This window comes from Pseudomonas sp. Sample_16, from assembly GCF_004307665.1.
Classification (GTDB): domain Bacteria; phylum Pseudomonadota; class Gammaproteobacteria; order Pseudomonadales; family Pseudomonadaceae; genus Aquipseudomonas.
In genome coordinates, this window is record NZ_RCOB01000128.1 from 1 (window position 1) to 14,986 (window position 14,986).

9 protein-coding genes are annotated in these 14,986 nt (G+C 51.8%); all 9 read left to right on the top strand.

From position 1 onward, the window contains the following. Positions 1 to 96, top strand: a 96-nt coding sequence (locus D8U69_RS17495) for an HU family DNA-binding protein (protein WP_177434290.1), incomplete at its 5' end; no start/stop codon positions are given. Between the two features lie 206 nt (positions 97 to 302). Further along, complete coding sequence (locus tag D8U69_RS17500; RefSeq protein ID WP_130930265.1) at positions 303 to 1,526, top strand: integrase; 1,224 nt, start codon at positions 303 to 305, stop codon at positions 1,524 to 1,526. A gap of 10 nt (positions 1,527 to 1,536) precedes the next feature. Continuing rightward, positions 1,537 to 3,099 (top strand): site-specific integrase, encoded by a 1,563-nt coding sequence (locus D8U69_RS17505; protein ID WP_130904890.1) that lies wholly within the window; start codon positions 1,537 to 1,539, stop codon positions 3,097 to 3,099. A gap of 4 nt (positions 3,100 to 3,103) precedes the next feature. Beyond that, positions 3,104 to 5,776 carry a hypothetical protein gene (locus tag D8U69_RS17510; protein WP_130907806.1) on the top strand — a complete coding sequence of 891 codons (2,673 nt, stop codon included), beginning with the start codon at positions 3,104 to 3,106 and terminating at the stop codon, positions 5,774 to 5,776. A 434-nt stretch (positions 5,777 to 6,210) separates the two neighbouring features. Further along, the gene (locus tag D8U69_RS17515) at positions 6,211 to 6,690 is read left to right on the top strand and encodes a hypothetical protein (protein WP_177434291.1); all 480 of its coding nucleotides are present in this window, start codon (positions 6,211 to 6,213) and stop codon (positions 6,688 to 6,690) included. A gap of 1,327 nt (positions 6,691 to 8,017) precedes the next feature. After that, positions 8,018 to 8,740: a fimbria/pilus chaperone family protein gene (locus D8U69_RS17520; protein WP_177434293.1), complete on the top strand. Its 723-nt coding sequence runs from the start codon at positions 8,018 to 8,020 to the stop codon at positions 8,738 to 8,740. 357 nt (positions 8,741 to 9,097) lie between these two features. Beyond that, positions 9,098 to 11,815: a fimbria/pilus outer membrane usher protein gene (locus D8U69_RS17525; RefSeq protein ID WP_177434305.1), complete on the top strand. Its 2,718-nt coding sequence runs from the start codon at positions 9,098 to 9,100 to the stop codon at positions 11,813 to 11,815. 66 nt (positions 11,816 to 11,881) lie between these two features. Beyond that, positions 11,882 to 12,451, top strand: coding sequence for a hypothetical protein (locus D8U69_RS17530; RefSeq protein WP_130907808.1), 570 nt, complete (start codon positions 11,882 to 11,884; stop codon positions 12,449 to 12,451). 517 nt (positions 12,452 to 12,968) lie between these two features. Then, on the top strand, positions 12,969 to 14,915 hold the full coding sequence (locus D8U69_RS17535) for an LTA synthase family protein (protein ID WP_130907809.1): 1,947 nt from the start codon (positions 12,969 to 12,971) through the stop codon (positions 14,913 to 14,915). Positions 14,916 to 14,986 lie beyond the last annotated feature (71 nt).

Here is a 14,986-nt window from a genome sequence, read left to right on the forward strand (position 1 = left end):
AACCCGCAAACCGGTGAGCCAGTCAAAATCAAGGCCAGCAACACAGTTGCCTTCAAACCAGGCAAATCGTTGAAAGATATCTGTAATAATAAGTAGCATGTTTCATTTTCTATGGATAAGTCGCAGCACCCCCTCTCCCTGAGGGGGTTTTTGGCCGACAGTCTTGATCTTGGTTTTTTGACGTTACATTTTTTGTGGTCCCGCCCAAATAATTTTGTGTGTCGCGGTTTTGTTTCATTTTTTGCTGACCTTCATGGCGTCTGCTACCGTAAATTTTTTACAGCGACACATGGGGTGGGCAAATGTCAATGTCCGCTTACGCGCTAACCACCGTGCAATTTACGAAGGTGGGAGGCATTAAGCTTAAGTTGGTGGCGATCAATGGTCAGATTGATCTGTTTGCTGGGGCGTACGCTTTGCAACGCTTCGAGAATGGATTGAGGATCAATTCCATTAAGGCAGATCAAACTGTCATCCTACATCTTTACCGATTTTGCGAAATCAATGCGATTGAGTTAATCCAGCGCATCGCGGATCAAAAGCCACTAAAAATCGGCGAAATCGAAGCATTCTCTTCCTTTTGTTGTTGTACTCGCTCAACCGGAGTGCCCGTTAACGCTGCGTGGTATGCAGCTCGCATGCGCGGTGCTATGGCATTTATCCATTACCTATGGTCGTTTTATCAAGACAATCTTCAAGCGGATTGCGCAGCTCTGCAGTCTGCATTGTTGCGATATCAACGAATGAAAGCCGGCTTTGACTTATACGCCAAGTCTCCTTACAAATCGGACCGGCAAGATAAGATAGGTCTTGCGCCAGCGTTACAGGCGAAATTTATCAGCATCATTGATCCCTCGCCAAGCAATAAGCTTAACCCTTGGAAAACCAGCAAAGTGCGTTGGCGTAATTGTGCATTATTGCTCCTGCTTATGCTGGGTGGCAATCGCAAAGGCGAAACGCTGCTATTAAAACTTAATCACTTTCAATTATCCGGGCATCGTAAATATTACGATATTTTTAAGGTTGGTCCGGTTGCAGATTACCCCCGCAGCGAAGTGCCCTCGGTGAAAACTCTGGGTCGACAAATTGAGCTGCACGAAGATCTAGCGAACTTGATTGAATATTATATTACTCAGGTCAGGGTGCTGTTTACCGGGTGGAAATCCACCAGTTACTTATTTATTTCATATCGAGACGGCTTACCTTTATCGCTGCAGACACCAAATGCCATTCTTAATGAATTGACACGGAAACACCCTGAATTCAAAGGACTTCTCAGTCCGCACCGCTTGCGCAATACATTCCATGACCTGCTCGATACCGCGCTTGATCTTAAGTTTAAAGACCAGAGCCCGCTGAGCCGTACATTACTGAAGTCGCCGATTCAAGAAGCGGCCGGTGGATGGGTTCGCAATAGTCAGATGCCGGAGCGATACGCCAAAGGCTCCATTCAACGCAAAGTCAGAGCATCGCAAGTGCTCATTCAGCAGCAGGCCCTCCACGCGTTCAAGGCGGGTGTTGAATAGGAGTAGCGTCGTGAAGGTGTCGCGCTTCCTTCCGGTGAGAAGCCGCTTGGGTTATGACGTCGAATTGTTTACCCCTGATGGCGATTTCAAGCCGGTCATTATTGTTCCTGATGACACCACGCAGTTTGTTTATCTTAAAACGGACGGCTTCAATCAGCTGGCGGATGACTTAAAAGAGATTCTCATCTGTTATGTGCAATATATCGTGCAGCGTTATCATGCAGCGACGTTGCTGGAGAAATTCTGGTTTTTGCAACGCTTCGTGTCCCAGGTCAATGCAGGGATCACTGTTGAACACGTATTAACTAAACTCGCGGTACAAGCGGATTCCTCTAGAAAAATGCATTGGATCGCCTGCGCTAAGGAATTCGCCAACTTTCTGTTGTTACACGAGTATGAGCTGCTGAGCGCGGAAGGTTACGAAAATATCACGCAATTGCACGGCTATTTCCGCAGACCCAATGCTTATTCCGCCTTATTCTTGATGGATGAAGAACATGGCCCGTTCACTCGAGAAGAAGTCAGTGTACTTTCTGCCGAGGTGGATAATACACGCCATTCCTTGCCCTTACGGCTGTTAGTCGACTTGTGTTTGAGTCATGGTTTGCGACCTATTCAGCTATCCCTTTTAAAACGTCAAGACTTTTTAACGGATCCTCAAACGGGCGTGCGTTACCTCAATGTACCCCGGGTAAAAAACGGCGCGCAACACCGCCGGACGCAATTCAGTGCGCGTATTCTGAGTGAACGCACGGCCACATTGATCGACCAAGTGATCGCCTCGGTAGAGCTCGTTGCTCAAGACATCCCCTTACAGGAACTTCCACTTTTCATGGCCACGCAGCCGCTGCGTTTGGAGCGCGTGCGTAATGCGCACGGTAGCGTGCTGTGGCGTGAAGAACTTCGACGATCAGGCGATTACTTTGCCGCTGATAATAAGCAAGCTTACGCTTACCACCGAAGAGCTTCGTTGTTAAGAAGCATGCTGAGTTACGCTCAGATTCATTTCCCGCTGTCGCCCCGAACGGGGCGACACTTCAACCTACACCCTTACCGTTTTCGCTACACCATTGGCACGCAGGCGGTGATGTCCGGGTGTTCACCCGAGGAGGTAGCGGACCTGCTGGACCATAGCAACACACTGTGCATCAAACATTACTTTCGGTTCACTCAGGAAATGTGGGAAGTATTGGAGCAGGCAACCCAAAGCCGCGTTGAGCAGCGACACTTTACGGCCGCGTGGATGAGGACGGAGGATCTAAAGGGCAATCTCTATGCGCGGCCCATCTACGAGCCGCGCAGTTTCACTGCCATCGGCCAATGTGCCACCGATTCGGCATGTTTTGATGAGCCCGCGGTGGCGTGTTACGCCTGTAAGCGCTTTTGTCCCAACAAAGATGTTCACGCGCATCGCATGGCTCTGGAGCAACTGACCCAACGCCAAGCGCAGCTGTTGTCGGTGTCAACGGCCACGGTGGTCAGTGCCTTTGAGCCCTCAATTGCCGGCTGTCAGGCGGCAATTGCCTACGCACAAGGCCACTGCGTGACATTAATTCACAAGCAGGAGGAGTGATGCCATGCTTATTGGTGAGCAACAGCATATGCAGACGCAGCGGCAACAGCGCCTAAGCCGGCTGGCTGAGGAAGCTCAGGCGCGGTTCGAGCAATTGAAGTTATTTCCGACTTCGCACTGGGATGATTTGTACTGGCTGTATCAGGGTAAAGTGCGAATTTACCTTACCGTACCAGGCTTGGTGCCGGAATTGGCGACCTTAAATAAAGTTTTTGTAACCACCTTGTTATGGAATGCTCGCCAGAGAAACAAAGCATTGGGAGCGACGCGCGTCAAAAGCCTGGCCGCAGCCTTCAAGATGCTCATCAAAGTCGATGTTCGAAGTCTGATTATGATCGATCAGGACGCCTATGATCGGACTCTTAATCATATCAGGACGTCGTATGCCCACGGCGAAGGGCTGTGCAATGATCTAAATCGACTCATGGCCTTTATGGCATCGCACCAGCTTTTAACACAGCCGATTGCCACCATCCGAGTTGGCGCGCAGTTCCAGCGAACAGATCGCTACGGTCGAATTGCGGCAGAAGAAAAGCTTCCTCTGCCGCCATTGATCGGCGCGATCATCCAACTAAAATGGGCCCTGGATCACTCGCCAGACCAGAGTATTCGAGCACAACTTGATCGACTGGCGATCTTAACGCAAGTTTTTCAGTTTGGTTTGGGATTGCGGATAGGTGAAGTGTTACGCCTTCCCAAGAACTGCTTGGTTGAGCGCAACGGACAACTTTTTTGTAACGTTTGGACTGAGAAAGGCGCGGCTCCTATGGCGCGTTATATCCCACAAATTTGGCGCCCGGTTATTCAAGATGCCGTGCGCAGGATTGACGCAATCTGCAGCCTTTGGCGCGAACGAGCCAGTGAGATTGAAAATGGCACCCTTGCTACAGTATTGGCGAAGCGATTTGACCGTCGTGTGGCACAAATAGACACCGACATACAGGTCGCGCTTGAACAGTTGACGGCATTGTCCGCCGCTAACGCGACTCGCGCCCAAACCTGTCTCAAACTCCTCAAGCCCCTGGCGGATGAAGCACAAATTGAGCTTCATCAATTGACGCAATATTTGCCCTTCGCATCCACGGCAGTCGGCGTGGACTCGTTGTTGGCTTTCTATCGTCGCTCAGGTTTTGACGTGAGGTCTACCCCGGTCGGGCGTTTTAAACATACCCATTACTTAGTCGGTGCCGATATCAAGCGCCGCCTTAACGAAATGATTACGTGGCGTACCCACAGATTCACCTACGAAGAGGTGTTCCAAATTATTCATGGGCAGCCTCCTTGCAGCCGGCAGGTGAAGTCCAGCGCTTTTCAAGGGTTGCGCTCGAAAGCCTTAAATCGGGTCGAATGGCTGGCTTTTTTTGGGGAGACCGTAAGTTGCGGTCGAGCAATCATTTATTGTGGTTATGACGAGGCGGTCGCGGCCATTAACCACGTTATGGGGGGAGGATTTGATTATCGCCGCTTGTTACCCCTGCTGGATGCGCAACAGCTCTATCCAGAGTGGTTTGGTCAGAAATCCATGACCATGATTCACAAGGGTTCTAAAAAAGGATTTTTCTCCTACCTGCGGTTGAATGCTGCCCCTGTAACCTTTTTTCGTAAAAGTGCGTCGACGACGGGTTTGAAGTATGCACACGGTACAGGTTACTTATTGGAATACCGCAGCATCACCCAAGCTATTTCGCAGGATTTTGTGGCTTTGAATACCCGCCTCCAAACTGAATTGCTGGCTGAAATGGTCAAGGAGGTGTTGTCGGAAGGATTGGCTATCAGCTCCAACGCTTTTCGTATTTCGCAAAAAGTCTCCGATTATCTATTTGTGGTTCCCAGTAGTTTGGGGGGCACCTACCAGGCTTATATTCCCTGCGTGCTGTCCTACGGTGCGGCGCTTTATGCCCTCAAACCGAGCGAGCAAGGGCTTGCACGGGGTTCGGCCTTTTCCCGTTATGGGGTGGCGGTGGAGGATGAGGTCATCCAATCCTTTCAAACCCATAAAGGACGACATTGGCAAACCAATTCATTGTTTCGTGCTGGGTTAGCTGCGAGCATCGTCAATAAATGGATGGGCCGAACCCAGCCTCAAGGCGCTCATTACGACCATCAAACCGCACGGGAACGAGCTCAGAAAGTAGGTGAACTGATGCTGGGTGAACATACCCGCTTTCTTGGCTCGTTGCCTGAGCAGCTACAGTCCTGGAAACGCAGTGAACTTTCCTTGAAAGATATCCAGGCCCAGTTGAACCTCACCTTGCAGACGGCTCATTACAGCCCTTTGGGGTTCTGCGTAAGGGACATCAACTTGAAGCCCTGCGAGTACCACCTCAAATGCCTAACGGGAAATGCAGGGTTAGGTTGCCGGGAGTTTGTATTTGACCTGCATGATCCGATTCAGCGCCAGAACATCACCAACGAACGTGACAAAGCTGAGCAGGAGCTGGCACGGTTGTTTGAAGTGTTAAATCGGCCAGACGTGCCAGCTGAATCGGTCGAGATGCACATTGAGCATCAAATGACGCTGTTCAGAAATGCCACTGCCATCCTTGAGCGCGCCCAATTGATCATGACCACCGCCCAAGCCGCACAGGTCCAAGACTTTCAACCGTTTCGAGCTCAAGGCTCCAAACCCGATGATTGCGCTTTTCAATGTGGAACACCACCCTTGGACAGTGTGTAGCGCTTGCAAAAGATCAGAGATCAGTCCCTCTCCCTCGCGGCGGCCCCCTGAAGAGGTCGCTGGGACGTTATGATTCTTAGGAAGATCATCACGCCAACGTCTGAGCCATATTGATGAAGCTTGTCTGGTCGCCAGCCCTGCCTGGTACCACCATGCCATATGGTCCGTTTGGGTTGATACGTATCTGGGTGCAGAACGGTGTGCTGCTGTTGGGTAGGCATCATGACCAAGACCCGTCGCCGCGCAGCGATAGTGCAATTTGAATATTGCCGCAAACCAGCTTAAGTAGGTAATCGTCAGGTGGATCTGGCGGTCATCCAGAACAGTGGGCGCCTTAGTGCCGCTCGCCATACGATTGACTAAGGCCAGATTTTTCCTAACAAGGCACGGCACCGGATGACGGTGTTCTTTCACTGGTAAAGAGGAACCGGGGAATGGCCACTACGCAAGAGCAATGGAAGCAGGCGTTTATGCTGCTCAATCACTTCGAGCGCCAGATGATTGAACCAACTGAATTTTGCTGGACTTACTTCACGAGTCAGCTCGGCGTGTCAAGGGTCACGTTATGGCGAAACAAAGCATTTGAGCAAGAATTTCAGCGGGTTAAGGACCTCGTCAAAGCCTATACACAAGGTAAGCGAACCTTCGACCAAATCAGCTCGCTAAAAGCGGCGAAGGAACGGGATAAAGATCAGCAGATCGAGTCACTGAAAGCTCAGGTGGCAACACTTAATCAGCAGCTCAGCCGAGAGCGTGAACGCTTGGTGTATGCCGCAATGATTGCTCGGCGCAAAAATATCGATCCTGCTGATTTTATCGATAACAGTCCTTTGCTGCGCAAGGTATACGGTGAAGCGTTAGCTAGCGAGAAGCCAGTGAAAATCCGAGAAATCAGATCGGATAAGAATCGGTAACCCAACAAGGTCGTCCTCGCTCTGGGGAACTGGCTCCAGGCGAGCTGTATTTGATGGGCACCATTGGGACCGCTGTACTTACAACAACTCGATACCTTGTTTTTTCGACGCGGGCCGAGCCATGGGTGCTACCAGCGGACTGGTGGAAGCGGAAAAACGCCGATTTTAGGGATGCCATTTACATACGCATCAACCCAATCGACGTTTTGTGAAGCTCCGTACACGCCGTGATAGGCAACCTAAAATTATTTAGAATCAAGCACAGCGGGCACCCATGGCGCGGGCGTCAATGACGCTTGGTAGCGGTATTCCGCCACTCGGGGGGCGAAATGCTGACCACTCGCGGAACAGACAGACACACCAATAGCCCAGACTATTGCCACGCACCTCAATTGCGGGGGAACCCGTAAAGTGAGACGCGGCGAGTATCGCCATGCAACGCGCTTAAGCCGTAAGCGGTTAGGGGCATGTCTCTGCATAATCGCTTCTCCATATATTTCTGGAAAATGCGACTGCACGATGGATCGAGCCACTCGGCTCATTAACTGCGGATCACTGCGGCGAAGACAAGCTTCCAATTGCATCGCTAGTTCCTTCTCGGTGATGAGCGCGGTCAAAGCCTTCCCTCTGAATATTTTTATTTTTTGACTCATCGTACGTCCTCGATAAGTTTGTCCTGTTGCCCTCCTATAGAAGCGTCACTTAGTCAAATGAACAAGGACGTACGTCCCAAAAAATAGCGCCGTTCGTCAGCTTTTTCCTACAAAAAATAAAACTATTATGGCTTAACGCGGTCATTCGCCGATTGGCGCGCTCCGCGTCGTTCAATGACCTGCTTTCCCAGCGGTCACTGCCGTCCTGCGCCGCAAAAGCGGTTTTCGTCCACCCATGAGCCCTCCTAACAAGGAGTCGGAAGAGGTTCGTCGTCGCCTCCCGGCTAAATAATCTCTCAGACAATGCTCCTCAATGGTCTGAGCAGCCTTTGATGCGTATTCATGAGGTCGTACTCCGCATTGGGTCGCTGTTCTGAGACTCTCTGTTACTGCCCTCCATAACAAAATGTCCATTCAGCATTTCTAAAAGAGGGAAAACCTTACGCAACCTGAGGCGTAGCGGCAATGAATGAGATATGGACAGACCCTGATGATTAAGCCAGTGCTGTTCGATGAATAACGCATCACACAAGTGACAACGGGGCACTTATAACGGCATAGGTTTAAATCTTACGCCGGGCCAATAAATGACAAATACGTCTCGGGTACGCCTTCAGGTTTACCTCACGACATCATATCAAGGTGTTTATTTTTATCATGTGAGGACTTCTATTATGGTGATGGGTGCCAACTATAAAACTGATGCAGCGTGTGCAATACTCATGTTTGGTTTGTTATTTGCTGGCCCCTCGTTTTCTTCGGGTATGAAACCTGCCTCTTCGGTCGTGTTGATTAGCGAAGACCAAGGTGAAACCACCATGAATGTGACTAATACCGATAAATACGCCGCGTTGCTGTATACCTCGTTGGAAACCATTCCAGAAGACCCTGAGCTGTTACTTGTCGTGTCGCCCCCCGTTGCTCGCGTCGAAGGCGGGGACAGCCAAGCCGTGCGGTTTATCCTGCAAAACAAAAAGCCATTCACCGTGCAGCGCTTGATGCGAGTGACCTTTGAAGGCATTCCCACGGTGCAATATAAAGTACCTAACAGCGTGGGCGTCACCTTTCGCCAGAACCTGCCCGTCATTATTTCACCGAAGGGTTTGAAAATAGAGGCGGCGCCCTGGAAGTTTTTAAAGTGGTCTTTATGTGGTGACACGTTACACGTCACTAACGACAGTCCTTATGTTGTACGCTTGGCCCTTTCTGGTTCGCTGCAGCCAGTAGCCGAAGAGGTCAAATTTAGCAAAGCTTATATTTTGCCCAGTACGCACCATGAGTTCCAAATAGGCCGTGTAATTACCGGTGCGACGTCGATGCGCATTCACCCTGCCAGTGTATATGGGTATGCCTTAAATCAGTTCGACACACCGTTGAGTGCCTGTACCTCACAGTAAGCCACCGTCCCTGTGGTATCCATTAACCCACTGTGATGGACTACTTCTATGTGCGCTACGCGGTTGTTCCATCCGATCGTTCCTGGATTGTTTATCCCGCTGATGCTCGCCAATTCATTGGCCATGGGCGAGCCGGGCTTAAGTTCTGCTCCTGCTCCCCGTCCTGATGGCTCGCCTCTGAAGGAGTCTTTAGCCCCCGAATTGCCCCTATCGCCAGCGGCGACCTTAGCTTCTCCCAGAGCCATAACTGACTCGTCGAGCGCCGACAATGTGGGATTATCCCGCATCCCTTCGAGCTCGCACGTTTTGGCTGTGACGCCGCCCCCCAATCAAACCGAAATCCTCGCCGTGACAAAAATGACCACGAGTACAGAGGGAACGGTGCCTGCAGCTCCAACAAACAGCGCCATCGAGGTTGTGCCCAACGCGTCTTCCCCCTCAGGATCGGCCACATCCCCTGAGGTAACGGTCACCTCAACGTTTGAACACCAGTCAACCAAAACGGCTGTGCCAACCTCCGATACAGGTGTGGTATTTGACATTGATACCCTGATCAGCCGCGGGATCGACCCCAAGCTGGCCGCGATGTTTAATGATAAAGCCCGTTTTTTACCGGGACTGCACAAAGTCACCCTGTTTGTGAACGGTGATAATCTCGGCTCGGTTGCAGTTCATTTTGATACGCAAGGCCAACTGTGTTTTGACCAGCGTCTCGCGGATAAGGCTGGCTTGCTTTTGCCATCAGATGGGGCACCGCTTCTTCCAAGCACCGTTGACCGCCCTCCCCAGGCAACGGCGGTACTCCCCACGGCAGATGCTGGAGCGACGCTTGTTGCTTCGCTAGATACAGCGCTGGAGGCCTCCACTGGAGAGTTTTCTTCTTGGGCTGACACCCCTGAGAGTACAGCTTCGAGCAGTCCAGGTCCTTCTGGGGCAAGCCCTTGTGTCGATTTTATGGCGTTATACCCACAAACAGATGTGGATTTGCGACCGAACAAAGACGAAGTTCGTCTCGCCGTTCCCTCGAATGCCCTCAAGCCATTGGAGCAAAATTTTTCGGGATACAGTTCCGGCGGTATGGCAGCGATCCTCAACTACGACGCTCTAAAAACCCAATCGCAGTTTTCTGGCACCACCAGTGACTTTACCTCGATCAATACCGAGGCCGGATTGAACTTGGGCGACTGGAGCGTGCGTAGCCGACAAACTTTCACCGATCAAAACGGTAAGCGCAATACCGATCAGCTGTACACTTACGCCGAACACAGTTTCGTGCCCTTCAAATCGGTGCTTCAAGTCGGACAACTCAATTTGTTCAATCCGGTGTTGCCCGGTGCGTCCATTACCGGTGTGCAAGTCGTGCCCGATAGTGCGTTACGCGCTCAAGCATCAGGTGGGGTAACCATTGAGGGTATCGCGACCACCCCCCAAGCTCGGGTGGAAGTGAAGCAAGATGGCATCTTGATTTATTCTACGGTGGTTCCCGCCGGCCCTTTTCAATTGACCAACGTGCCTCTGCTACGAAGTAACGCGAATGTTGATGTCACGGTATTTGAATCAGATAATTCGCAAAACACCTTCAGTTTACCCGCTGCGTCTTTGCGCCAGGTTGAATTAACCACCAATGGCTTATCGATAGCAGCGGGCAAAGTGCGCAATATCAATGACACCTCTGGGCTTGAGGAACCGATGGTCGTGTCGGCGGGCGATGACTGGTTACTCAGTGCTCGCGACAAGCTCTCAGCTGGAGTCATGATCGCCCAAGACTATAACTCCATCGGTGTGATCACCGATCATTTGCTCACTCAGGACACCCGTTTGAGCTTAAGCACGACCGTATCGCAAGCTCAAACATTAAGCAAAAGCGGAGTGGAAAGCAGTGTGGCGCTCAGTTCGCGCTTAACCGAAAGATTCGCCGTCAATGGCTCCATGACCCGCCAAACGTCTGGCTATCGCTCTTTGATGGATGCGGTGCAATCCGCCCAGGAGGAAGAAGACTTTGCAGGCGATGAACGCACCCAATTCAATGTCGGCGCGAGTTGGAGCTCACCAACTTATGGCGGTTTCGGCATGAATTTTATGCAGTCGCTCAATAACGATAATGCGTGGGACCGAACCCTGTCGTTATCTTGGGGCCATACGATTGCTGGCATTTCCATCAATGCCAGCGTGCAGCATGACATCAGTGGAGATATTCCCAATTCTGCTTATCTGAGTTTCAGCATTCCTTTAGGAGCAAGCCGTAGCCTACGCACCTACGCCAGTCGTACCAGCGCCGAGCAGCAGCAGATAGGAACCACCTACAGCGAGACGGTTAACGACATGCTCAATTACAGCCTGACAATGGGCCAGCAGCTAGGTCGCGGCAGTGATCGGGAGATGACTTGGGGGGGCAACGTATCCGCCTTGCCACGCTATGCACAAGTCAGTGCGGGCTATACCGATAATGGCGCTCACAGCAATAACTATAACGTCGGCGGCAGCGGCGCCTTGGTGCTGCATGCCAATGGTTTGACCGCTTCACCTTATCAAATTCAAGACACCTTCGGGATTGTCTCGGCGGGCGAGGAAGCGGGCGTCAAACTGATCACTAACAGTGGTCCGGTCTGGACTGACAGTCGCGGCCAAGCAGTGTTAGCTCGACTTCCGGCGTTCAGCGACAGTCAAGTCGAGGTCGTGAGTTATACCCTACCGCGCAATGCCGATATTGATAATGGCTATAAGCGTGTGGCGGCAGGTCGAGGCTCGGTGAATTACTTGAAATTTAATGTTTCCAAGGTACGGCGCGTACTGCTAACGGTGACCGACAGCAACGGTAAGCCATTACCTAAAGGTGCAGCGGTGTTTGATGGTGCTGAACGATTTGTCACCGTGGTATTAGATGAAGGCAAGATTTATTTGAATGACACTAGCCAGAGTGACTTGCGCGTCAGCTTGCGAGGTGGGGATTGCTACTTGAGTTTCAATTTGGGAGCTCAGGATAATACTGAAGGCTTATTCGAGCAGGTACCGGCCGTGTGTACCGCACCAGAGCGCGCACACTCCTCGCCCAAAACCTCACCGGCCAGCCCCTAGCCTTTCGGTGAAGCCGGTGAATCACCCTGAGGCGTCCGTGATGATCAGTCTAATGGAGTATTTAACGTGCAATGTCGACCCTTACTGGCACTGAATTTCATTGTTCTGATGGGCTCGCTTTCGCCGGTCTTCGCCTCGGAGTGCCAGCTACAAAGCAGTCAGTTGGTGCAAGATTTTGGACAATTCAATCCCTATGAGTTGGCGACCACCTCCGAATCGGGCCGCGCGTCAGTCGGTCAACGTTTCATTCAACTGAACGTCACGTGTCCGCAACCCACCCGTATGGCGATCTTGTTTCGAGGTACTGCAGTCGATCCTGAAAGTTTCAAAATGGGCGAAAACGGAAGTTTTAATTTAATCGCTAAGGATGCCTTGGTAGATGGTCGACCGGTAAACCTGGGCCGCGTGTTAAGCGGCGCGGCGATGGTGGATCATGGCACCAGCAGCGTGAAAATGGCTCCTGGCTACTACGTGGTGCCGTTGGCCCAGAACGGCACCCGCCTTGAAGGCCAGGCGTTCTCGATTCGGGTCGAAATCAATGCTTACTTAAAAAGTGATCGGTTAAAGATTCGAGATGTCACACCGTTTCAGGGGCAGGCGTTCTTCGAGTTGGATACCGGTATAGCTGTTCCTTAAGGTGTGAAGTACGAGCCGATATCTCAATGATAAGCGCTGGGGGGAAGGTAGCCGAGCCAGACCTGCATGGTCTGTTGCAACACTGTACCTACCATCGGTATCACTCCGCTCCCATAAGCGTTTGGGTCGAGTAGCGCATAGGGCTGATTGTCGATGCGCGGATGAGCCCACCTCATCACTCACCGACAACTTCATCCGCGCCGCAATAGAACCTACCCCCTCCTCCTTAGCTCTTCGCGCCTCATTCAAAGATCGTCGATATTTAGGCTGCAGTTGCTAGTGGGAAGGCGTTAACCGGCTTGGTAGTTGCGTGAGCTTTGTTAGACCTCACGCGTTACCAAGTTGCAATGGCTAAACGTTTTCGCCTTGTTTTGGGGTATTTCCCTACATTCGCCTGCCGAACTCCCACGTTTAATAAGTGCTGCTTTGTGCATGCTGGCAGATTGGCTGCTGCCTGGGTCCAGGCTCCGCACTGCCGTCACGGTCACGGAGCTTCACACAACATAAGGAGAAAACGGTGGGGCATATCAAGACAGCACCAATGCGTTTTTTGTTGCTAGTAAGCAGCGCTTGGCTGAGCATCTTTTTCGCGACCCGCCTGTGGTTAGTGCTGACTCACTGGAGTGAGGCCGGGAGCGCATTGCTTGCGATCTTCGGTATTGGTTTGCTCTACGACTTGGGCTTCATCGCCTATGCGGCATTGCCAATGGGGCTTTATCTGGTGCTTTGCCCTCCAGCCTTATGGCGACGTCGTGGCCATCGGTGGTTTTTGCAGGCACTGCTGGGGGTCAGTCTGTTCGCAATGTTATTCACTTCGATCGCTGAGTGGCTCTTCTGGCATGAGTTCGGGGTGCGCTTCAATTTCATCGCCGTCGACTATTTGGTTTACTCCGACGAGGTGCTGAATAATCTGCTCGAGTCGTATCCTATCGGCTCGTTGCTGAGTCTTCTTGCGGTGTTGGCGGTGATTTTGAGTGTCGCATTACGCCAACCATTCATCGCCGCCGTGCAAGCCCCCTTGCCCACTGTGCGTGGGCGTCTTTGGATTACGCTTGGACTGCTGATCGCTGCCCTAGCCAGCGCGCAACTGCTCAGCCAGGCCGCCCCTCGTGCCCAGGGTGGCAATACCTATCACAACGAACTGGCAAGCAATGGTCCGTATCAATTCTTCGCCGCATTTCGCAACAACGAACTGGATTATCCCCAGTTTTACAGCACGCTAGCGCCTGAGGTGGTTGGGCAACAGATTCGCAGCGAGCTAAGCGAGCCCAATGCTCGCTTCATCGGCGAGGATCCGCAGGATATTCGCCGAGCAATCGATAATCCTGGGGTCGAACGTAAGCCCAACATCATCCTGGTTACGATTGAAAGCTTCAGTGCCAAATACATGGGCAGCAACGGCGATCAACGTAACTTAACGCCAAACCTCGACGCCCTGCGCAAAGAAAGCCTGTACTTCAGCAATTTCTACGCTACCGGCACTCGCACTGATCGCGGGCTGGAAGCCATTACGTTAGCGATCCCTCCCACACCGGGTCGATCGATCGTTAAACGAGTGGGGCGCGAGAGCGGCTTTGCTAGCTTGGGGCAGCAGCTCAAGGCTGTGGGATATGACTGCGTATTTGTTTATGGCGGACGCGGTTACTTTGACAACATGAATGCTTTCTTCAGTGGCAATGGATATCGCGTGGTTGATCAAAGCAATGTTGAAGAGTCTGAGATTCACTTCAAGAACGCCTGGGGCATGGCAGACGAGGATCTCTACCAGCAAGCGCTGAGCCTGGCTGATGCCGACTATGCCAAGCAGCAACCATTTCTGCTGCAACTAATGACAACGTCCAATCACCGCCCTTATACCTATCCCGACCACCGCATCGACATCAAGTCTGGTAATGGTCGTGATGGGGCGGTGAAATATACCGATTACGCCATCGGCCAGTTTCTGCAGCAGGCACGTAAAAAGCCTTGGTTCGACAATACAATTTTCGTTTTTGTCGCGGACCATACGGCCGGTAGTGCCGGTAAAGAAGATTTGCCGATTAGCAACTATCACATTCCCCTCTTCATCTATGCCCCGAAGCTGATTGAAGCCCGAGAAACACCTCAATTGGCAAGCCAGATTGATCTCGCCCCGACGCTGCTGGGGTTACTGAACCTGGATTATCTGTCTACGTTTTTCGGGCGTAATCTGCTGCAAGACAATCCGTTGCCGCCGCGAGTATTGGTGGGCAACTACCAGCATTTGGGCCTGTTTGATGGCCAGGACCTGGCCATTCTCAGCCCCCGCCAAGGACTACGCCGGCACGATGCCGCGCTGACCGAAAGTCACGAGTCCCAAGCCATTGTCAGTGATCCTTTAATCAGCCGCGCCATTACCTATTACCAAACTGCCAGTTATGGCTTTAAGCAACAGTTGCTGAGTTGGCGGGCATCCCAAGGGGCTGAGCAGGTCAGCGAGCGTTAATAGAGATGGATGGGGCGTGGCATTCAAACAAGGGCCAGAGTGTCGGCTTGGTTCAACGTACCCCGTCGGTT

Coding starts and splice junctions, on each gene's coding strand:
- D8U69_RS17500 (WP_130930265.1), top strand. CDS start 303: ATGTCAATGTCCGCTTACGCGCTAACCACCGTGCAATTTACGAAGGTG.
- D8U69_RS17510 (WP_130907806.1), top strand. CDS start 3,104: ATGCTTATTGGTGAGCAACAGCATATGCAGACGCAGCGGCAACAGCGC.
- D8U69_RS17515 (WP_177434291.1), top strand. CDS start 6,211: ATGGCCACTACGCAAGAGCAATGGAAGCAGGCGTTTATGCTGCTCAAT.
- D8U69_RS17520 (WP_177434293.1), top strand. CDS start 8,018: ATGGTGATGGGTGCCAACTATAAAACTGATGCAGCGTGTGCAATACTC.
- D8U69_RS17525 (WP_177434305.1), top strand. CDS start 9,098: ATGACCACGAGTACAGAGGGAACGGTGCCTGCAGCTCCAACAAACAGC.